Raw genomic sequence first — 19,011 nt, forward strand, 5'->3', positions numbered from 1 at the left:
GTGCCGTGCCCCCTGTCACCGGCGGGTCCTGGTCCCCCGGCGGCCCAGGGTCCGCGGCTGTCCGGCGCGGCGCCTGCCGGTCGCCGGTCCGGGCCCGGCGGTACGCGGCTGCGTCCCGCGCCGCCCGGCGGCCCGCGCCCGTACGGAAGGGGTCCCCGCGGCCCGGCCCGTGCGGTGGCCGCGCCGCACCGAACGCGTGGTGCGCTCACCGCGCAGGCAGCGCCGCAGCGTCTCCGGATCGAGGCCCTGGTTGCACGCCTCGTGCAGGAGCTGGGCGAAGGTGTATCCGGGATCGAGCCGCAGGGCGAGGCCCAGCGCGACCCGTGCGGCCGGTTCGTCCCCGGTGGACCAGGCGACCCAGCCCGCCAGCGTGAGCGGGGCCGCCGCGTGCTCCTCGTACGGCGCGACACAACGGCGCGCCAGCGCACGCCACAGCCTCAGCGCGGACTCCGCCTCGGGCCCTTCCATCCATTCAGCGGCCCTGTCGCGGGTCTCCCGGTCCTGAAGGCCGAGAATCAACGCGGCGGCCTCCTCGTGACTGATCAGCCGGTCATCGTTGAGGTCGCGGAGCGAGGGCATCGCCACCGGAGCCTCCCCGAGGCGTTTCATGAGCCGCCGGGCGAGCTTCACAGTCGAGCCGCCCACCTCCCTGCGGCCCTCCTCGTCGAGGAGCTTCGGCAGCAGCGTGGCTCCCGCGGAATCGAGCGCCTGCTGCTGCCCCGCACCCGCCGTGGCTGTCAGGGGCGCCAGCCCCGCCTCCATCTCACGCAGCGATCCCCGCACTTGAATACCCGCGTAGGCCGCTGCCGCAGCCATCACCGAGGTGCCGGGCACAGCCAGCGGATTGCCGTCGGCCGGGCAGCACCGGGCATCGGGGCAGCAGTAGGACCAGTAGCGGCTGTCGGAGATGCAGAGCGCTTCGAGCACGGGCACGTCCAGTGCGCCGCAGGCGGTGCGCAGCCGCTGGGCGAAGGGCCGCAGACGCTCCATGACCTGGCCGCCGGTCTCCCCCTCGGCCGGGTCCTGGCAGAGGAAGATGACGATGGCGTCGGGCCGGCCGCCGCGCCGCTCGCTTCCCTTGATCAGGCACTCCGCGAGCTGCTCGGCAACCGACGGCCACTCCTGCGCGGACTGCGGAATGCCGAGCCTGAGCCGGCCGCCGAAGCGGCCCCGGCCACCGTGCAGGGCGACCATGACCACGCTGTCGTTCGGATGGAACCCCATGAGGTACGGGAGGGCATCGGCCAGCTCGGCCGGGCCTCGTAGGGTGATCTGCTGCTCGTCGGACGGGCCGGTGGATTCGTGGTGCTGGTTCATGGCATGACCGTCTCGTGCCCGGCCGGAATCCGCGACCCCCTGTGGATAAGTTATCCACAGAGAGTCACCCGGGCGTCATGCTTTCGCATCGGTCCAAAGCAGCTCAGGCATGCCCGACGAGCCTTCGCAGCGGCCGAATCGCCCCCGTCGGGCCGACCTGCCGAATCAACCCGCCGAATCGGTCCGCCGAATCCGCCCGTGCCGGGTCCGTCGATCCGGCCTGTCCGACCTATCCGGCCTGTGCGAGAACGAGGGGGAGCACCTGGCCGGCCCCGCTCTGGCGGAGGAGACGTGCGCCGACGGCCAGGGTCCAGCCCGAGTCGGTGTAGTCGTCGACGAGCAGGACCGGGCCGGGGGCGGCGGCCAGGGCTGCCGCGAGTTCGTCGGGCACGGTGAACGAGGCGGCCAGGGCCCTGAGCCGCTGGGCGGAGTTGCTGCGGTGTCCCGCGTACGCGTCGGCCTGCGGGGTGTAGGCCAGGCTGCCCAGCAGCGGGAGCCTGCCGACCCGGGCCAGGCCCTCCGCCACGGAGGAGACCAGGCGCGGGCGGGTGCGGGAGGGCATGGCGACGACGCCGACCGGCCGCGCCACCGCGTCGTCGGCGCCACTGGCCCAGCCGCCCGGTGAACGGGCCCAGTCGGCCACCACCGTCACGACGGCGGTCAGCACATCGTCCGGGACCGGCCCGTCCGCTGCCTGCTCCGTCAGCAGGGGGCGCAGGCGGTTGCCCCAGCCGATGTCCGACAGCCTGCCGAGGGCCCGCCCCATGGCGGCCTGCTGGCCCACGGGGATGCGGCCCTTGAGGTCGACTCCGACCGCCGCCATACCCGTGGGCCACATGCGGCGCGGCTCCACCTCGACCCCCGGGCGGTCCAGCTCGCCGGCCGCTCCGGCAAGAGCGCCGGGGGAGACGGCGGTATCGAGCCAGGGTCCCGCGCAGATGTCGCAGCGACCGCAGGGGGCTGCCTTCTCGTCGTCGAGCTGCCGCTGCAGGAACTCCATCCGGCACCCCGTGGTCGCCACGTAGTCCCGCATGGCCTGCTGTTCGGCCTTCCGCTGGCGCGCCACCCACGTGTACCGCTCCGCGTCGTAGGTCCACGGCTGCCCGGTGGCCGTCCAGCCGCCCTTCACCCGCTTGACCGCGCCGTCCACGTCCAGGACCTTCAGCATCGACTCCAGCCGCGAGCGCCGGAGCTCCACCAAGGGCTCCAGCGCCGGCAGCGACAGCGGCCGGCCGGCGTTCTCGAGTACGTCGAGGGTGCGTCGCACCTGCTCCTCGGGAGGGAAGCCCACCGAGGCGAAGTACGCCCAGATCGCCTCGTCCTCCCGGCCCGGAAGCAGCAGCACATCGGCATGGTCCACGCCACGCCCCGCACGCCCGACCTGCTGGTAGTAGGCGATCGGGGAGGAGGGTGACCCCAGGTGCACCACGAATCCCAGGTCCGGCTTGTCGAACCCCATGCCCAGCGCGGACGTCGCCACCAGCGCCTTCACCCGGTTCGCCAGCAGATCCTCCTCGGCCTGCAGCCGGTCGGCGTTCTCCGTCTTCCCCGTGTAGGAGGCCACCGGGTACCCGCACTGCCGCAGGAACGCCGCCACCTCCTCCGCCGCCGCCACTGTCAGCGTGTAAATGATCCCCGAGCCCTGGAAATCCCCCAGCCGCTCCCCCAGCCATGCCAGCCGGTGCGCCGCGTCCGGCAGCTCCAGCACGCCCAGCCGAAGGCTCTCCCGGTCCAGCGGCCCCCGCAGAACCAGGGCGTCCCCGCTCCCCGTGCCCAACTGCTCCGCCACATCCGCTGTCACCCGGGCGTTCGCGGTCGCCGTCGTCGCGAGCACCGGCACGCCCTCCGGCAGCTCGGCGAGCATGGTGCGCAGGCGGCGGTAGTCGGGCCGGAAGTCGTGCCCCCAGTCGGAAATACAGTGCGCCTCGTCGACCACCAGCAGGCCGGTCGTGGCCGCGAGCTTCGGCAGCACCTGATCACGGAAATCAACAGAATTGAGACGTTCCGGGCTCACGAGGAGAACGTCGGTCTCGCCGCGCTCCACTTCCCCGTAGATGGTTTCCCACTCCTCCGGGTTGGCCGAGTTGATGGTGCGTGCCTGGATACCGGCCCGCGCCGCCGACTCGACCTGGTTGCGCATCAGCGCCAGCAGCGGCGAGATGATCACCGTGGGGCCCGCACCGCGCCGCCGCAACAGGGCCGTGGCCACGAAATAGACGGCCGACTTGCCCCACCCGGTCCGCTGCACGACCAGCGCACGGCGATGCTCCCGCACCAGAGCGGCCACCGCCTGCCACTGATCCTCGCGCAGCCGTGCCGACCCCCCGGGGTCGCCGACGAGCTCAGCGAGGATGGCGTCGGCTTCAGTGCGGAGTTCCAGGTTGTCCATGCCCCCATGCAACCCGATGGCACGGACAATCGACCACTTCACCCCGCGTGACAACCGACTCACCAGCCGCGCACGTACAGGCGCCGCGATCCCCGGCGGCCCCGGGACAGCGAGAGTCCGAGCTACGACGGGCCTGCGCTGCAGCGGGTCGGAGGGACGCCGTGTTTCCGCTGGTCCTCGCTGTTCAGGCGGGACAGGTGGCGTCATCCGGGGCCCGATTGGGCAGGGATATCCGTGTCATTCCAGCTGATTACCGTCAGCTGCGCCAATTGTTCGTTGCCGCCTGCCGATACGCCAGGAAGAATTGGACTCGCTCCCCGCACAGTCTCTTTCGCGGCCCGGAAGGGCTGTGCCGCGGCGCGCCCTCACCCGACCCTGCCCGCATCGTGGGCGCGTATGCGAAGGGAGGACCGTGACCTTCGGATTCGCTCCGTCCGCAGCCACTTCGATGTCGGCAGCCGCCGACTCCGCCAACCGCCTCGCCCGGATACTCGAACCGGCCGAGTGGGCCGCGGCGGGCATACCGCTGCTGCGCAACCCGCGCGAGGTCGTCAGCGGCCTGCACGCCAGGCACCGGCCGACTCCGGCGACCGCCGTCGTCGCCGTGCTCGATCACGAGCAACGCCTGACGGCCAGCGCCTCGTTCGCCCGCCGCTCGGTGACGGCGGACGGCTGGGAATTCCGTAACTCACTGCTGGCGCATCTGCGCCGGGTCATCCCGCACGATCTCCGCCGTCGCACCCCTGTCCGTACCGCGGTGCTGCTCTACTGCCGCGAGGGGGACGAGCGCTGGACGGAGGAGGACGGGGCGTGGATGTGGGGGCTGCGGGACGCCTGCACCCTGCACGGCCTGCGGTGCGGCGCGTACATCACGCTGACCCGCGGCGGCTGGCAGGTGCTGGGCGAGGGCCGGGGCGGCCGTCGCCCCAGTTCCACCTCGCAGCCGGCCGCTCTCGCCGACACCGCGCCGGCCCAGGATCCGGCACCGTCGCGCACCGGTGGCGGGGCGGCCCAGGCTCTGCACCGCAGCGCGGCACGCTGACCCCGGCCGTGGGCCCGGCCGCCCCTCGGGGCAGCCGGGTCACCACAGGTCGGCTCGCGCCGCGGTCAGACGCCCGCGCCGAGCACCGCGTTGACCGGCTGCGGGTCACCGCAGACGATCAGCAGGGCTCCGGCGTTCCGCTGTGCGGTGGACAGCGCGCGGGTGGCGGCGTCGTCCAGGGCACCGTTGACCGCGATGATCACCACCGGCCGGGGCTTCACCCGGTCCGCGACCGCGGCTCCGGCGAAGAACACGTCGTCGCCGGCTTCGTGCTGGGCCCAGTAGGCGTCCTCACCGAAGGACAGCTCGTGCGTCGCCCACGGGTGCTGCTCGCCCGTGGTGAGCACCAGGATGTCGCCGGGTGCCCGACCGGAGTCGAGCAGCAGGTCCACCGCCTCGTCGGCGGCGGCAAGCGCACCGTCGGCCGAGGCGGGGATCAGCTGGAGCTGCGGCGAGGAACGATTCTCCGGCGGAGCGGCCTGGGGCCGGCCGGAGGTGGGGTGCGGGCGCGGCGCCGGGGGCGTCGGCCTCGCGGGGCCGGGACCCGGACGACCGGGGCGCGGCGTGGCCGCTGTACGCGGACCGGGTACGGGACGAGGGGTCGACGCGGTGCGGCCGGTGGCCGAAGTCGCGCGGGGACCCTGGGCGCTCTCGTGAATCTGAGGCTCCTCGGGGATGAGAGGCATGGGTGATTGTCTATCAAACGCCGACGCACAAGACATCGGCGGGTGGGTACGTGTGTGCGATCAGAAGTCGAAGCCGAGCTGGCCCCCGCTTTCCAGTGCGGCCGCCCCGGCGGAGAAGCGGACCTTCTTGAGGTGCTGCCACCTGGGCAGCGCGTCGAGGTAGGACCACGAGAGGCGGTGGTGGGCCGTGGGCCCCCGCTCCTCCAGTGCGGCCCTGTGCACGGGGGACGGATAGCCGGCGTTGGCGCCGAACGCGAAGTCCTCGTACTCGCCGGATTCCGCGCCGAGTCGGGCCATCACCGTATCCCTGCGGACCTTCGCGATCACCGAGGCCGCCGCGACCGCCACGCAGGACTGGTCGCCCTTGATGACCGTACGGACCTGCCAGGGCGGGCCCAGGTAGTCGTGCTTGCCGTCGAGGATCACCGCGTCCGGACGCACCGGCAGTGCCTCCAGGGCACGGACGGCCGCGAGCCGGAGAGCGGCGGTCATCCCGAGCTCGTCGATCTCCTGCGGTGAGGCGTCACCGAGACCGTACGCGGTGACCCATCGCTCCAGGAGCGGCGCGAGTTCGGCGCGGCGCTTGGGGCTGATCAGCTTGGAGTCGGTGAGTCCCGCGGGCGGTTTACGGAGACCGGTGACGGCGGCACACACGGTGACCGGACCCGCCCACGCTCCGCGCCCGACCTCGTCGACACCGGCGACGGTCCTGGCACCGGTGGTGGCGCGCAGTGAGCGCTCGACGGTGTGCGTGGGTGGTTCATACGGCATGGCGCCAGCAAGCGTACGCCGATGCGGCCGCCGAGAACACCCCGGGGCGCCTGCCGGCTGCCGCCGTCCGGTGCCGTGCCCCGGGACGGGTCACGACGGCGCCGCCGGGAGGGCGTCCCGGCGGCGTCCGGCAGGGCGGGTCAGCGGGCGCCGGAGCGGAAGAACGGCATCGCGACCTGATCGATCAGCTCGGCGATGTCGCTGTCGCTCCATTCGCTGCCGCACACCTTGCTGCGATACATCATCATCGCGGGGATCACGTCGAAGGCCAGCCCGCACAGCGCGTCGGGACGGGCCTCACCCCGGTCGACCCCACGGCGCACGACTTCCTTGATGAGGTCGGTCGTCGGTGCGATCACGCCGTTGAGGATCACCGCCTGGAACCGTTCAGCCGTACTCACGTCGCATTCGTGAAGGACCGACCGCAGTGCGGTGCCGGACTTGGAGAGCATGCCGTCACGCAGGATCCGGCACAGTTCATAGAGATCGTCACGGATGTTGCCGGAGTCGGGCGCGTCGCCGATCGCCGGCAGCGCACAGCGCAACGCGTCCACGGCCAGATCCTCCTTGGAGGACCATCGCCGGTAGATCGCCGCCTTCCCGGTCTGGGCGCCTGCCGCGACCCCCTCCATCGTGAGGCCGTTCCAGCCGACCGTACTCAGCCGCTCCAGTGCGGCTTCGAGGATCGCGCGCTCCAGCACGGGGCCTCTGCGGCGAAGGGACTCCACCGGCGGCCGGGCGGCGGCCGCCGATCGCGAAGTAACCATGAGCTTCTCTCCATCGAAACGGGTTCGCCGCACCCGCGCCGGCCGGCCGGCGTCGGGCCCGGACGGACACAGCGGAACAGGGCGGCGCGTGGGGCCGGACGGGACCGAGCAGTCCCCGGCCGGGGCGCGACTCCGGACCTGACCGCGCAACAGCGGATTCAGTGAACGCTTGCGTTCACTGAAGGGGACTCACTACCGTTGCCGGAACAGTGAACGGATCCGTTCACTAATTCACTTGTGGGGGACCCAATAGTGACAACCTCTCAGTTAGAAGCGCGGAGCGCACCGGGCGGAGCACGCCGGCAAGGCCGTCCGGGCATCGCCCTGACCGTCATCGCCGCCTGCCAGTTGATGGTTGTGCTCGACGCCACGATCGTCAACATCGCGCTTCCGCACATCCAGAACGCCTTGAGTTTCTCGACCACCGATCTCTCCTGGGTCCTCAGCGCCTACACGCTCACCTTCGGCGGGCTGCTGCTGCTCGGTGGCCGGGCCGGTGACATCCTCGGCCGCCGCAGGGTCTTCATGGCCGGAATCCTGATCTTCACCCTGGCCTCACTGCTCGGCGGATTCGCCCAGGAACCCTGGCAGTTGCTCGCGGCCCGCGCCCTCCAGGGCATCGGCGGCGCGATCGCCTCACCGACCTCACTCGCCCTCATCACCACCACCTTCCCGGAGGGCCCGGAGCGCAACCGCGCCTTCGGTGTCTTCGCCGCCGTGTCGGCGGGTGGCGGCGCGATAGGGCTGCTGGCGGGCGGAATGCTCACCGAGTGGCTCGACTGGCGCTGGGTCTTCTTCGTCAACGTGCCGATCGGCGTGCTGATCGCCGTACTCGCTCCGCTGTACATCGACGAGTCCAAGAAGCATCCGGGCCGTTTCGACATATCGGGCGCCCTGACCTCGACGCTCGGCATGGCCTCGCTCGTGTACGGGTTCATCCGGGCGTCCGAGGAGGGCTGGAGCGACTCGCTCACGCTGAGTTCGTTCGGCGCAGCGGTCGTGCTGCTCGCCTCGTTCGTCCTCATCGAGATGCGTGCCAGGGAGCCGATCACCCCGCTGCGGATGTTCGCCGACCGCAACCGCTCCGGAACGTACGTGATCATGCTCAGCCTGTCCGCGGCCATGCTCGGCATGTTCTTCTTCATCGTGCTGTTCGTGCAGAACGTGCTGGCCTACAGTCCGATCGAATCGGGCCTGGCGTTCCTGCCCGTGGCCGTCGCGATCGCCGTCGGGGCCGGGCTCTCGCAGCGGCTCCTCCCGGTGCTCGGGCCGAAGCCCTTCATGGTCACCGGCTCGGCGCTCACCGGTGTGGGGCTCGGCTGGCTCACGCTCATATCCTCCGACAGCTCGTATCTGTCGGGGGTGCTGGGACCGATGCTGCTCTTCGGCTTCGGCATGGGGCTGAACTTCGTGACGCTCACCCTCACCGCGGTCTCCGGCGTCGCCCAGCACGAGGCGGGGGCGGCGTCCAGCCTGCTCAACGCGAGCCAGCAGGTGGGCGGTTCACTGGGGCTCTCGATCCTGGTCACGGTCTTCGGCACGGCGAGCCGCGACGAGGCGGAGAAGCAGGTCCCGCGGTTCCTGGCGAAGGCGTCGCCCGAACAGAAGGCGGAGTTCGCCAGGAGCCGGGAACTGCCGGGGAGCTGGGGGCACGACGTGCTCGCCCAGGGCATCTCCAGCGCGTTCGTCGCGGCGGTGGCCATGGCGGCTCTCGCCCTGCTGACCGCGGCGCTGGTGATCCGGGTGCGCAAGAGCGATCTGGACGCGCTGAGCGGCAAGGCGTCGGCGGGAGGGCCGGCCGCGTAACGCGCAGCAGTCCGGAGGGACGGAGGGAAGCGCAGGCCCCGTCCGTCCCTCCGTACGGATGCCGTGCGGAGGGGGCCTGTCCGGCTCCGATCCGCCGGACAGGCCCGCACCGGATCAGTACGGGTCGTACGGATCGTACGAGTCGCCCCCACCGCCGCCGCTGTCGCCGTCTCGGCCGCTCTCCTCCTCGCCCGACCCCACGCCCCGGCAGTTCCGCGCCGGCGCACCGGGGTCCGAGTCACCGAGAATGTCCCGGGCCCGCGCCTCGCCCCAACTCGTCGCGTACCAAGGCGTGTCCGAGTTCCCCAGCGTCCGCTGGATCTCCTGAAGGGCGCAGGAGCGCAGCGGCTCGCTCAGGCTGTCCAGGGCAGGTACCGCGTCGGCGGAGAGGCCGCGGAGGTACTGGATGTCGATCGAGTGGCCCTGGCGGTAGCGGTGGACGTTCTGTTCCGCGATCAGGGCGTCCGGCGAGACCAGGCCGAAGGCCAGCACCCCGAGGGCGGCGCTCGCCGCGACGGCGCGCGGGAGCAGCTTGGCGCCGAACACCCCGGCCGCCATGATCAGCGCGAGGACCACGCCCAGCCAGAGTTCCACCGCCGCCACGGAGATGCGCAGCCGGGTCAGACCGTAGGCATCGACGTACAGGTCCATGCGCCGCAGTGCGGAGGCGACGACGACGAGGGTCAGCAGGCACAGCGTGCCGAGCACGGCCCGCACGAGCGTACGGTCGCGTGCTCCGCCGCGAGGTGCCCAGCGCAGCGCGAGCGCGATGACGCCCAGTGTGAGCAGGGTGGCCCAGAGCAGTTGCCAGAAGCCCTCGCGGGCGTACTGGGCGTACTGGTCGCTGGGACCGGATGCGGCCATCACCTTGCCGTACCCGCCGAGCAGCACCGTGAGCTGAATGGCGAGGAAGACGGCGAAGAGCAGGTTCAGGACGATCAGCGGCAGGGCCCACTCCAGCCGCCCGCGTGCCGGGCCGGGCGGTACGGCCAGCGCGTCCCAGCGCACCGGTGCGGCGGCGGTGTACGCGGCGGCGAGCGCCCCCACGAGCCCGATCGCGCCGAGGAACAGCCGCCACGGGCCCTCGCTGACCGACACATCGGGGATCAGGCTGCCGAGCACATCGGCGAACGCGGCATCGGCGCTCGCGAATAGCGCCCCGAACACGATGAGCAGCACGAGCGCCGCGGCCGTGGAGCGGAACGCGACGCCCCAGCGGCCCCGGGAGCCGGCCATCCGGTCGCGTACGCCGTGGACGCCCCAGCCCAGCGATCCGGCGACGGAAGCCAGGAGCCCCAGCGAGCCGAGGAAGATCCCGAGCCAGCCCCGGCTGCCGTGCAGCGCGAGCGAACCCACCGCCACTGCGGACACGACGGCGAGGAAGACCGGCCAGCCGGCGTCGCGGAGTGCCGGGACGATCAGGAGCGAGAGGCCGCCGACCGCCCAGACCGCGGTCCACGGGCGCAGCCGGCGGCCGGCCGCCCTTGCGGCGAAGTACGCCGCGAGTGCCGCGGGCACCGCCACGACGAACAGGTTCGGGCCGATCCCTTCACCGAGCAGCAGGGCGCTGAGCAGTGCGGTGGCCAGGACGGACCAGAGTGTGGCCGCGGGGATGACCCCCGGCTCCGCGGGGCGGATCCGGGTGAGCTCCGAGGGCGTCCGCTCGGCGGTGTGGCCTCCGGGAGCGGGCGGCCGCGGCGGATGCGCCCGCGCGTGTGCGGGCACCTTCAAAGGCTCCGGCACGGTGTCGCGCTCGTCCGGGACGGCGGGCTCCGGCGTACCGGACCGCGCGGGCTTGGACATTTGTACCTGGGCGGGCTCGGGCGTCCGGGCCTCGGCCGCTCCGGGCGGATCCGCCTGCTCCGGCGTCCCCGGCGCGTGCTCAGGCCGGGGTGACTCTGATCTGTGATCGGACATGGGACCCCTCCCCACCGAGGTCCGCCCACGCGAGCCCTGGGCAGCGCGCGGCCCCCCGGCGTCTCATTCGGTGCGCGCCCGTCGTAATGATCACCGAGGGCGGCGTGGCCGAAAGAGTAACCCCCCGTCACCGGCGTCGGCCGGACGCGGAAGCGCTGTGGCAGTACCGTGACACTCCGGTACTGCGCGCCGCTTTCGAAGCGGCTTCCGCCACGTTTCCCGGTGGGACAGCCTCAGCGGGCAAGCCAGCCGGGGAGCTGCTCCGTCTTGGCCGTCCACTCCGCCGGTGGCGCTCCCGCCGTGCCCGCCGCGACCACTCCGCCGACGATCGCGCAGGTGGTGTCGACGTCTCCGCCCGCCTGCGCGGTCACCCAGAAGGCCTGCTCGAAATCGCCGAGGCTGCGGGCCGCGGACCAGAGTGCGAACGGGACGGTGTCGTGCGCGCTGGTCCGACGGCCGTTGCCGAGCACAGCGGCGACCGTGCCGGCGTCGCGGTAGTCGAGCATGTCGCGGGCGCGGCGCAGCCCGGCACCGACCGCGCTGCGCGGTACGAGCGCGATGACTCCGTCGAGGAGGTCCGCCGGCTTCGGCGGGCCGGTGGGCGACGCCGCGAGCGAGGCGGCCGCCGCCACGGCCATCGCGCCCACGACGGCTTCGCGGTGCTGGTGGGTCGGGTACGAGGAGATCTCGGCCTGGTGGGTGGCCTGCTCAGGGTCGTCCGCGTACCAGGCGCCGAGAGGTGCGATGCGCATCGACGAGCCGTTGCCCCACGAACCCTGGCCGTTGAACAGTGCGGAGGCCAGCTCCCGCCAGTCCCCGCCCTCCCGGACCAGCCTGAGGAGGCGGTTCACGGCAGGGCCGTATCCCCGGTCGAAATCGTGGTGCGCCGCGAAGGAGCGGGCGAGCGCGTCCTGGTCGACACGGTCGTGCTCACGGAGCACGGACAGGACCGAACAGGCCATTTCCGTGTCGTCGGTCCACTGCCAGGGTCCCGGGGGCAGGGAGCGGTCCTTCAGCAGCGGATAGTTGGCGGGCACAAAGAACTGGGAGCCCAGGGCGTCTCCCACGGAGAGGCCGCGCAGGCTGGCAAGGGCGCGTTCGAAGCGCTGGTCGGAAGCGGATTGGGTCATCCGTGCCAGTCTATCCGGTGATGCCGTACGGCTCAGGGGTACGCCAGCGCTCGAACGGCCGGTCAAGTGTGTAGCGCCCGTCCTTGCCGAGCACCAGCGTGCGGGACTCCCCGTTGCCCGGATTCGAGAGCGATTCGAATTCGGCCACGGACCAGTGGAACCAGCGCATGCAGAACAGCCGCATGGTCAGACCGTGCGTGACCAGCAGGACGTTCGGCGGGTGGTCCGGAGCCTCGAAACTCCGGTACAGGCTCTCCAGGAAAGCCCCCACCCGGTCGTACACGTCCGCCCCGGACTCGCCCTGCGCGAAGCGGTAGAAGAAGTGCCCGTAGGCATCCCGGTACGCCTTCTGCAGCTTCACGTCGTCCCGTTCCTGCCAGTTCCCCCAGTCCTGCTCGCGCAGCCGCGGCTCCTCCCGCACCCGTACGCGTTCGAGGTCGAGGCCGAAGGACCTGAACGTCTCGTGCGTACGGCGGTAGGGCGAGACGTACACGCTGACCTGCTCGTCGCCGAAGAGCTCGCGCAGATGCACCCCCGTCTCGCGGGCCTGACGCAGCCCTCTGGCGGTGAGCCTCAGCGCGTGGTCGGGCTCGTGCTCGTACACGGTGTCATCGACATTGCCCTCGGACTCGCCGTGGCGGACAAGGACGATGCGTTGCGGTCTTGCCATGTACCGACCCTAGATCGAGTCGCCACCATTCGAGCAATTGTCCGGATCCCGACGGTCGCATGTCGCAGGCGTCACGCCCCGGCGCCGCGTCCGCTCACACCGTCCACGACGGTTCGAGCTGCACCACGTCACCGGCGAGCGCCGCGACGTCGTCCTCTGTCTGCGCCCGCTGCGAGAGCCGTTCGACACTCCCCGCCCGGTACTTGCCGCGTTCGGCGCTCGACTGCCACATGGAAAGGACCAGGAACTCATGGCCCGGAGCCTCTCCGAACACCCCGCGGAGCATCCCGGGCGATCCGGCCATCGCCGGGTTCCACACCCGCTGCTGCATCAGCGCGAAGTGCTCGACCCGGTCCTCGTGCACCCTGCTGTGCGCCACCCTGAGTACGTCCGCGTCGGTGAAGGCGGGTTCGAAGCCGGTCTTCACGTCGAAGCGGTACTCGAACAGCTTGACCTGTATGTCGTTGCAGGTACCCGACTGCTCGGCGGCCAGGGCGTCGTGCCCGCGTGCCATGAAGGAGTCGTAGAAAACCCGGTTCTCCCAGAACGCGAAGACATGCGCCACCTCCGGCCGGCCACGGCTCCAGCCGCCGCCCTGCCCCCTGAACCCCGGCTCCCCCAGCAGCCCCGCCCACTTCCGCTGCCCCCGCTCGAAACCGCGACGGTCGACCACATTGCAGCGAATCCACTTGACCAGCACGGCCCCATCGTACGGGTGCCGGACGTGGCATGGGTCACGCTCAGCCGGAGTGCACCGGAACCGGCCCGCGGAATGATCAACACGAGCCCGCCCCTCGGCCCCCGGGCACCGCCGACGGGCCGAACGCCGCGGCGGTTCCGGAGAGTTCGGTGGCCCGATTCAGCCGCACATGACCAAGCCGGTTGGTTTCACCGTCAGTTACCGACATGATCGGGTGACAGAACCGGAGCGACGGCCCCGTGCGCGCAGGAGGGAAGTCCGATGAGCACGCCCAACAAGGACATCGAGAAGGTCGAGGTCAGGATCAAGTGGGACCCCAGTTCTCAGAGCGAGTCACCCAATGACCTCGACATCATCGCGGCGACCTACCCGGCCGAGGAGCCGTACGGCAGCCCGGCGTACCTCGTGCACTTCGACAGCCGTGCCCCCGACGGCACGATCACGCTCAACCGGGACAGCCGGACCGGTCAGGGCCTGGGATTCGACGAGGTGATGACGCTGGAACTGGACCGGCTGTCGGAGTCGTACTCCCGGGTCATCGTCGGTGTGGCCATCCAGCAGCGCGACGGCCACAAGACCTTCGACGCCGTGGAGAACACCGCGGTGCAGATCCGCGAGGGATACGACACCCTGGCCGAGGACGACTTCTCGGCGGTCGGGGCCTCGACGGCGGCCGTCGTCGCCGAGTTCGTCCGGGACGCCTCGGGAGTCTGGCTGTTCCACGACACGCTGCGGGGTTTCGACGGGGACGCCGAATCGTTCGCCGCGACGATGGGAAGCCGCCCGTCCGGAGCGTGAGGCTCCGGATACGGGTCGGGGCGGGAAGGTCTCCGAGGAGATCTTCCCGCCCCTCGGCCGGCCGCTGTACGCGGCTCAGCCGTTACGCCTCAGGCTGCCTCGATCAGCTGCAACCGCTGGTCGAGCCGCAGCCCTCGCAGATGTAGCAGGATCCGGCGCGCTGCATCTTCGTACCGCAGGAGAAGCAGAGCGGGGCGTCGGCGCTGATGCCCAGCTGCATCTCGACGAGTTCCGCCGAGGTGTGCGCCGTCTTCGGTTCCGGCTTCTCGGCCTCCCGCACGGGGGCGACCGCCTTCAGCGGTTCCGCCGTCCGCACGGGGGCGGACTGGGCCAGGCTCTCGATGTCCAGCTCGTCGTCGTCCAGCGAGGCCTCGTACGAACCGGTGTCGAGGTGGCGCTGACGCTCGTCGGCCGAGTGGATGCCGAGCGCCGAACGGGTCTCGAACGGCAGGAAGTCGAGCGCCAGGCGACGGAAGATGTAGTCGACGATCGACTGCGCCATCCGCACGTCCGGGTCGTCCGTCATGCCGGCCGGCTCGAAGCGCATGTTGGTGAACTTCGAGACGTACGTCTCCAGCGGGACGCCGTACTGAAGACCGACCGAGACGGCGATGGAGAAGGCGTCCATCATGCCCGCGAGGGTCGAACCCTGCTTGGACATCTTCAGGAAGACCTCACCGAGACCGTCGTCCGGGTAGGAGTTGGCGGTCATGTACCCCTCGGCGCCGCCCACCGTGAAGGAGGTGGTGATGCCGGGACGGCCCTTGGGCAGACGCTTGCGGACCGGGCGGTACTCGACGACCTTCTCGACCGCGGTACGGATGGTGTCCTCGGCCTTGGCGGTGACCGCCGCCTTCTCCTTGTCCTTGGTCTTCGCGGAGAGCGGCTGGCCGACCTTGCAGTTGTCGCGGTAGATGGCGAGCGCCTTGACGCCCATCTTCCACGCCTCGAAGTAGACCTCTTCGACATCCTCGACGGTGGCCGTCTCCGGCAGGTTCACCGTCTTGGAGAGCGCGCCGGAGATCCACGGCTGGATCGCCGCCATCATGCGCACGTGACCCATCGCGGAGATGGAACGCTCGCCCATCGCGCAGTCGAAGACCTCGTAGTGCTCGGGCTTCAGGCCGGGCGCGTCGATCACATTGCCGTTCTCGGCGATGTGGGCGACGACCGCCTCGATCTGCTCCTCCTGGTAGCCCATGCGGCGCAGGGCCTGCGGGACGGTGCCGTTGACGATCTGCATCGAGCCGCCGCCGACCAGCTTCTTGAACTTGACCAGGGCGAGGTCGGGCTCCAGGCCGGTGGTGTCGCAGGACATCGCGAGACCGATGGTGCCGGTGGGCGCGATGACCGAGGCCTGCGCGTTACGGAAACCGTTCTGCGCGCCAAGGCGGATGACGTCCTGCCAGGCCTCCGTCGCGGCGGCCCAGATCTGGTTGTCGAGGTCGTCCGCGTGGACGGCCACGGCGTTGGCGTCGGAGTGCTGCTTCATGACGCGCTGGTGCGGCTCGGCGTTGCGTGCGTAGCCGTCGTACGGGCCGACGACCGCCGCCAGCTCCGCGGAGCGACGGTAGGAGGTGCCGGTCATCAGCGAGGTGATGGCGCCGGCGAGCGCGCGGCCGCCGTCGCTGTCGTACGCGTGGCCGGTCGCCATCAGCAGGGCGCCGAGGTTGGCGTAACCGATGCCCAGCTGGCGGAACGCGCGGGTGTTCTCACCGATCTTCTCGGTCGGGAAGTCGGCGAAGCAGATGGAGATGTCCATCGCGGTGATGACCAGCTCGACGACCTTGGCGAAGCGCTCGGACTCGAAGGACTGGTTGCCCTTGCCGTCGTCCTTGAGGAACTTCATCAGGTTCAGCGAGGCCAGGTTGCACGAGGTGTTGTCCAGGTGCATGTACTCGCTGCACGGGTTCGAGCCGTTGATCCGGCCGGACTCGGGGCAGGTGTGCCACTGGTTGATCGTGTCGTCGTACTGGATGCCGGGGTCGGCGCAGGCCCAGGCGGCCTCGGCCATCTTGCGGAAGAGGGACTTCGCCTCGACCTCTTCGATGACGTCACCGGTCATCCGGGCACGCAGCCCGAACTTCCCGCCGGCCTCGACGGCCTTCATGAACTCGTCGTTCACCCGGACCGAGTTGTTGGCGTTCTGGTACTGGACGGACGTGATGTCGTCGCCGCCCAGGTCCATGTCGAAGCCCGCGTCACGCAGGGCGCGGATCTTCTCCTCCTCCTTCACCTTGGTCTCGATGAAGTTCTCGATGTCGGGGTGGTCGACGTCGAGAATGACCATCTTGGCCGCACGGCGGGTGGCGCCACCGGACTTGATCGTTCCGGCGGACGCGTCGGCGCCGCGCATGAAGGAGACCGGACCGGAGGCGTTGCCGCCGGAGGAGAGGAGCTCCTTGGAGGAGCGGATGCGGGAGAGGTTCAGGCCCGCGCCCGATCCGCCCTTGAAGATCATCCCCTCTTCCTTGTACCAGTCGAGGATCGACTCCATGGAGTCGTCGACGGCCAGGATGAAGCAGGCGGAGACCTGCTGCGGCTGGGGCGTGCCCACGTTGAACCAGACCGGCGAGTTGAAGCTGAAGATCTGGTGCAGGAGGGCGTACGCCAGCTCGTGCTCGAAGATCTCCGCGTCCGCCGGAGAGGTGAAGTAGTTGAAGTCCTCGCCGGCCTTCCGGTAGGTCTTCACGATCCGGTCGATGAGCTGTCGCAGACCGGTCTCGCGCTGCGGGGTGCCTACGGCCCCGCGGAAGTACTTGCTGGTGACGATGTTGACCGCGTTCACCGACCAGAAGTCGGGGAACTCGACGCCACGCTGCTCGAAGTTGATCGAGCCGTCGCGCCAGTTGGTCATGACGACGTCACGGCGCTCCCACGCCACCTCGTCGTACGGATGCACGCCGGGGGTGGTGTGAATGCGCTCGATACGCAGGCCCTGCTTGGTCGCAGTCGACTTGGTCCCCTTGTTGCGGGAACCTCGTGCCGGGCCGCTCGCCGTCTCTGTCATGCCGCCTCCCATATGTGGGCAAAAACGCCCTGAAGTGCCGAGAACTTCCCCGGGCACAGTGTGTGTCTGGTACTTCGGACGCCGCTCAGGGCATCCGGAGCAGGTCTGTGTGCCGCTCGGCCGCCGGTCCGCGGACCGGCGACGATCGGCCTGTGCCGCTCAGTCGGCGGCGACGGCGGGAACGGGGACCTCAAGGGTCTCGCCGGTCCCGCATCCCTCTACGGGAGGCCGCCGCTCGCGGAGTTCCACGATGGCGGCCTCGAAGTCTTCGAGGCTGTTGAACGCCCGGTACACGGATGCGAACCGCAGGTAGGCGACCAGGTCGAGTTCCTGCAGGGGGCCGAGGATGGCCAGGCCCACATCGTGCGTGGTCAGCTCGGCGCTGCCGGTGGCGCGCACCGCCTCCTCGACCCGCTGGCCGAGTTTGGCGAGGGCGTCCTCGGTGACCGGCCGCCCCTGGCACGCCTTGCGCACGCCGGAGATGACCTTGGTACGGCTGAAGGGTTCGGTCACGCCGCTGCGCTTCACCACCATGAGCGAGCAGGTCTCCACCGTGGTGAAACGGCGGGAGCAGTCGGGGCACTGGCGGCGCCGGCGGATCGAGGTCCCGTCGTCGGTGGTGCGACTGTCGACGACCCGGCTGTCGGGGTGCCTGCAGAAGGGGCAGTGCATGGCTCCCAACCCTCCTTCACAGCACGACTGAATGGCCTCACCAGGCCCCGCGAGGGGCCTTCGAAGCAGTCTCAAGCATAGGCGATGACCGCGCCCCCGAAAGACGGGGACCACAACTTCTGGGCGGCTGGAACAATCCAACCACTAGATCTTGGGTTTGGCCGCGCATTTGGCCCTAGCGCGTGTCGCGCGTCACGGGCGGCCGGAAGGCAGCGTACGACCGAGCAAGAGGGTACGGGAAGCATCCGGCTCCACCGATCGCGGGGGCGGCGGGTTCCAGGGCGCGAGGAGGGCCGGACGGCGACCCCGCGCGGCACCACCGCGGCCGGGAACGCTACCGTAATGGTCCGAATTGCCGTTCGACCCGACAGCGGGCGGCGTGCCTTCCGGCTTCGCTCATACACCTAGCAATGAACGCTCAACAGACTTTTATTTGTTTTTCACTCGAACGTGTGTTTGGCGCAACCTTTCGAAAGCTACTACCGTTGTGCAGCTAGGGAGACCATTCGAGAGGGGCCGACGTGACCACCACCGCAGACAGTGCCATCATCACTGCCCAGGACCGCTCCCAGAGCCGACTCGAGCCGGTGCATGCCATGAATGACTCAGTCACGAACACGGAGGGACCGGAGCCCGCGCGCCCAGCGCGCTCGCTCCCCGGGCGACCTCCTGGAATCCGGGCGGACAGCTCGGGGCTCACGGACCGCCAGCGGCGAGTGATCGAGGTCATCCGGGACTCCGTGCAGCGACGGGGATATCCCCCGTCGATGCGCGAGATCGGTCAGGCGGTGGGCCTTTCCAGTACGTCCTCCGTCGCGCATCAGCTCATGGCCCTGGAGCGCAAGGGTTTCCTGCGCCGCGACCCCCACCGCCCCCGGGCGTACGAGGTCCGCGGTTCGGATCAGCCCAGCACACAGCCCACGGACACCACGGGGAAGCCGGCGGCTTCCTATGTGCCGCTCGTCGGCCGGATCGCGGCCGGTGGCCCGATCCTCGCCGAGGAATCCGTCGAGGACGTCTTTCCGCTCCCCCGCCAGCTGGTCGGTGACGGAGAGCTCTTCGTGCTGAAGGTCGTCGGTGACTCGATGATCGAAGCGGCGATCTGCGACGGCGACTGGGTCACCGTCCGACGCCAGCCCGTGGCGGAGAACGGCGACATCGTCGCGGCGATGCTGGAGGGCGAGGCCACGGTCAAGCGCTTCAAGCGGGAGGACGGTCATGTCTGGCTGCTCCCCCACAACTCCGCGTACCAGCCGATCCCCGGCGACGAGGCGACCATCCTCGGCAAGGTCGTGGCGGTGCTGCGGCGGGTGTGACGCCTCGACCGCTCCGACGG

Annotated in this window: 15 protein-coding genes; 4 read left to right on the forward strand and 11 right to left on the reverse strand. The window is 70.4% G+C overall.

Annotated elements, in window-relative coordinates:
- Positions 1 to 15: 15 nt before the first annotated feature.
- Together ACIO3R_RS28850 and ACIO3R_RS28855 are read right to left on the reverse strand one after the other, a co-directional pair.
- Entirely contained in the window at positions 16 to 1,317 is a 1,302-nt protein-coding gene (locus ACIO3R_RS28850) for a DUF4192 domain-containing protein (RefSeq protein ID WP_385036475.1), read from the reverse strand.
- A gap of 229 nt (positions 1,318 to 1,546) precedes the next feature.
- The gene (locus ACIO3R_RS28855) at positions 1,547 to 3,706 is read right to left on the reverse strand and encodes a RecQ family ATP-dependent DNA helicase (protein ID WP_402109888.1); all 2,160 of its coding nucleotides are present in this window, start codon (positions 3,704 to 3,706) and stop codon (positions 1,547 to 1,549) included.
- A 412-nt stretch (positions 3,707 to 4,118) separates the two neighbouring features.
- Between ACIO3R_RS28855 and ACIO3R_RS28860 the strand changes: the two genes are divergently transcribed.
- A complete protein-coding gene (locus ACIO3R_RS28860) occupies positions 4,119 to 4,748 on the forward strand; it encodes a hypothetical protein (RefSeq protein ID WP_385036477.1) in 630 nt (209 codons plus the stop codon).
- 65 nt (positions 4,749 to 4,813) lie between these two features.
- On the opposite strand, the gene ACIO3R_RS28865 is transcribed toward ACIO3R_RS28860, so the two are convergent.
- The 3 genes from ACIO3R_RS28865 to ACIO3R_RS28875 all read right to left on the reverse strand — a co-directional run bounded on the left by ACIO3R_RS28865 (position 4,814) and on the right by ACIO3R_RS28875 (position 6,972).
- Positions 4,814 to 5,434, reverse strand: coding sequence for a hypothetical protein (locus ACIO3R_RS28865; protein ID WP_402109891.1), 621 nt, complete (start codon positions 5,432 to 5,434; stop codon positions 4,814 to 4,816).
- A 60-nt stretch (positions 5,435 to 5,494) separates the two neighbouring features.
- On the reverse strand, positions 5,495 to 6,205 hold the full coding sequence (locus ACIO3R_RS28870) for a ribonuclease HII (RefSeq protein WP_402109894.1): 711 nt from the start codon (positions 6,203 to 6,205) through the stop codon (positions 5,495 to 5,497).
- A gap of 140 nt (positions 6,206 to 6,345) precedes the next feature.
- Positions 6,346 to 6,972 (reverse strand): TetR/AcrR family transcriptional regulator, encoded by a 627-nt coding sequence (locus ACIO3R_RS28875; protein WP_385036480.1) that lies wholly within the window; start codon positions 6,970 to 6,972, stop codon positions 6,346 to 6,348.
- Between the two features lie 252 nt (positions 6,973 to 7,224).
- On the opposite strand from ACIO3R_RS28875, the gene ACIO3R_RS28880 reads away from it, so the two are divergent.
- On the forward strand, positions 7,225 to 8,778 hold the full coding sequence (locus ACIO3R_RS28880) for an MFS transporter (RefSeq protein ID WP_385036481.1): 1,554 nt from the start codon (positions 7,225 to 7,227) through the stop codon (positions 8,776 to 8,778).
- A 114-nt stretch (positions 8,779 to 8,892) separates the two neighbouring features.
- On the opposite strand, the gene ACIO3R_RS28885 is transcribed toward ACIO3R_RS28880, so the two are convergent.
- From ACIO3R_RS28885 to ACIO3R_RS28900, 4 genes are all read right to left on the reverse strand, one after another.
- Positions 8,893 to 10,695 (reverse strand): DUF4153 domain-containing protein, encoded by a 1,803-nt coding sequence (locus tag ACIO3R_RS28885; RefSeq protein ID WP_402109896.1) that lies wholly within the window; start codon positions 10,693 to 10,695, stop codon positions 8,893 to 8,895.
- 233 nt (positions 10,696 to 10,928) lie between these two features.
- The gene (locus ACIO3R_RS28890) at positions 10,929 to 11,825 is read right to left on the reverse strand and encodes an ADP-ribosylglycohydrolase family protein (protein ID WP_385037062.1); all 897 of its coding nucleotides are present in this window, start codon (positions 11,823 to 11,825) and stop codon (positions 10,929 to 10,931) included.
- Between the two features lie 10 nt (positions 11,826 to 11,835).
- On the reverse strand, positions 11,836 to 12,495 hold the full coding sequence (locus ACIO3R_RS28895) for a histidine phosphatase family protein (RefSeq protein ID WP_385037065.1): 660 nt from the start codon (positions 12,493 to 12,495) through the stop codon (positions 11,836 to 11,838).
- Between the two features lie 94 nt (positions 12,496 to 12,589).
- Positions 12,590 to 13,195 (reverse strand): YdbC family protein, encoded by a 606-nt coding sequence (locus ACIO3R_RS28900; RefSeq protein ID WP_363026074.1) that lies wholly within the window; start codon positions 13,193 to 13,195, stop codon positions 12,590 to 12,592.
- Between the two features lie 261 nt (positions 13,196 to 13,456).
- On the opposite strand from ACIO3R_RS28900, the gene ACIO3R_RS28905 reads away from it, so the two are divergent.
- Positions 13,457 to 13,993: a TerD family protein gene (locus ACIO3R_RS28905; protein ID WP_402109900.1), complete on the forward strand. Its 537-nt coding sequence runs from the start codon at positions 13,457 to 13,459 to the stop codon at positions 13,991 to 13,993.
- A 103-nt stretch (positions 13,994 to 14,096) separates the two neighbouring features.
- On the opposite strand, the gene ACIO3R_RS28910 is transcribed toward ACIO3R_RS28905, so the two are convergent.
- Together ACIO3R_RS28910 and nrdR are read right to left on the reverse strand one after the other, a co-directional pair.
- Positions 14,097 to 17,003 (reverse strand): vitamin B12-dependent ribonucleotide reductase, encoded by a 2,907-nt coding sequence (locus ACIO3R_RS28910; protein ID WP_385037072.1) that lies wholly within the window; start codon positions 17,001 to 17,003, stop codon positions 14,097 to 14,099.
- 159 nt (positions 17,004 to 17,162) lie between these two features.
- Positions 17,163 to 17,675 (reverse strand): transcriptional regulator NrdR, encoded by a 513-nt coding sequence (gene nrdR, locus ACIO3R_RS28915; protein WP_385037075.1) that lies wholly within the window; start codon positions 17,673 to 17,675, stop codon positions 17,163 to 17,165.
- A 521-nt stretch (positions 17,676 to 18,196) separates the two neighbouring features.
- Here nrdR and lexA point away from each other — a divergent pair.
- Positions 18,197 to 18,991, forward strand: coding sequence for a transcriptional repressor LexA (gene lexA, locus ACIO3R_RS28920; protein ID WP_123462787.1), 795 nt, complete (start codon positions 18,197 to 18,199; stop codon positions 18,989 to 18,991).
- Positions 18,992 to 19,011 lie beyond the last annotated feature (20 nt).

Origin of the sequence: Streptomyces sp. NPDC087428 (genome assembly GCF_044744085.1) — a bacterium.
Lineage (GTDB): Bacteria > Actinomycetota > Actinomycetes > Streptomycetales > Streptomycetaceae > Streptomyces.

Excerpts from the sequence above, each read along its gene's own strand:
- ACIO3R_RS28850 (WP_385036475.1), bottom strand. The coding sequence starts at position 1,317 with ATGAACCAGCACCACGAATCCACCGGCCCGTCCGACGAGCAGCAGATC.
- ACIO3R_RS28855 (WP_402109888.1), bottom strand. The coding sequence starts at position 3,706 with ATGGACAACCTGGAACTCCGCACTGAAGCCGACGCCATCCTCGCTGAG.
- ACIO3R_RS28865 (WP_402109891.1), bottom strand. The coding sequence starts at position 5,434 with ATGCCTCTCATCCCCGAGGAGCCTCAGATTCACGAGAGCGCCCAGGGT.
- ACIO3R_RS28870 (WP_402109894.1), bottom strand. The coding sequence starts at position 6,205 with ATGCCGTATGAACCACCCACGCACACCGTCGAGCGCTCACTGCGCGCC.
- ACIO3R_RS28875 (WP_385036480.1), bottom strand. The coding sequence starts at position 6,972 with ATGGTTACTTCGCGATCGGCGGCCGCCGCCCGGCCGCCGGTGGAGTCC.
- ACIO3R_RS28885 (WP_402109896.1), bottom strand. The coding sequence starts at position 10,695 with ATGTCCGATCACAGATCAGAGTCACCCCGGCCTGAGCACGCGCCGGGG.
- ACIO3R_RS28890 (WP_385037062.1), bottom strand. The coding sequence starts at position 11,825 with ATGACCCAATCCGCTTCCGACCAGCGCTTCGAACGCGCCCTTGCCAGC.
- ACIO3R_RS28895 (WP_385037065.1), bottom strand. The coding sequence starts at position 12,495 with ATGGCAAGACCGCAACGCATCGTCCTTGTCCGCCACGGCGAGTCCGAG.
- ACIO3R_RS28905 (WP_402109900.1), top strand. The coding sequence starts at position 13,457 with ATGAGCACGCCCAACAAGGACATCGAGAAGGTCGAGGTCAGGATCAAG.
- ACIO3R_RS28910 (WP_385037072.1), bottom strand. The coding sequence starts at position 17,003 with ATGACAGAGACGGCGAGCGGCCCGGCACGAGGTTCCCGCAACAAGGGG.
- nrdR (WP_385037075.1), bottom strand. The coding sequence starts at position 17,675 with ATGCACTGCCCCTTCTGCAGGCACCCCGACAGCCGGGTCGTCGACAGT.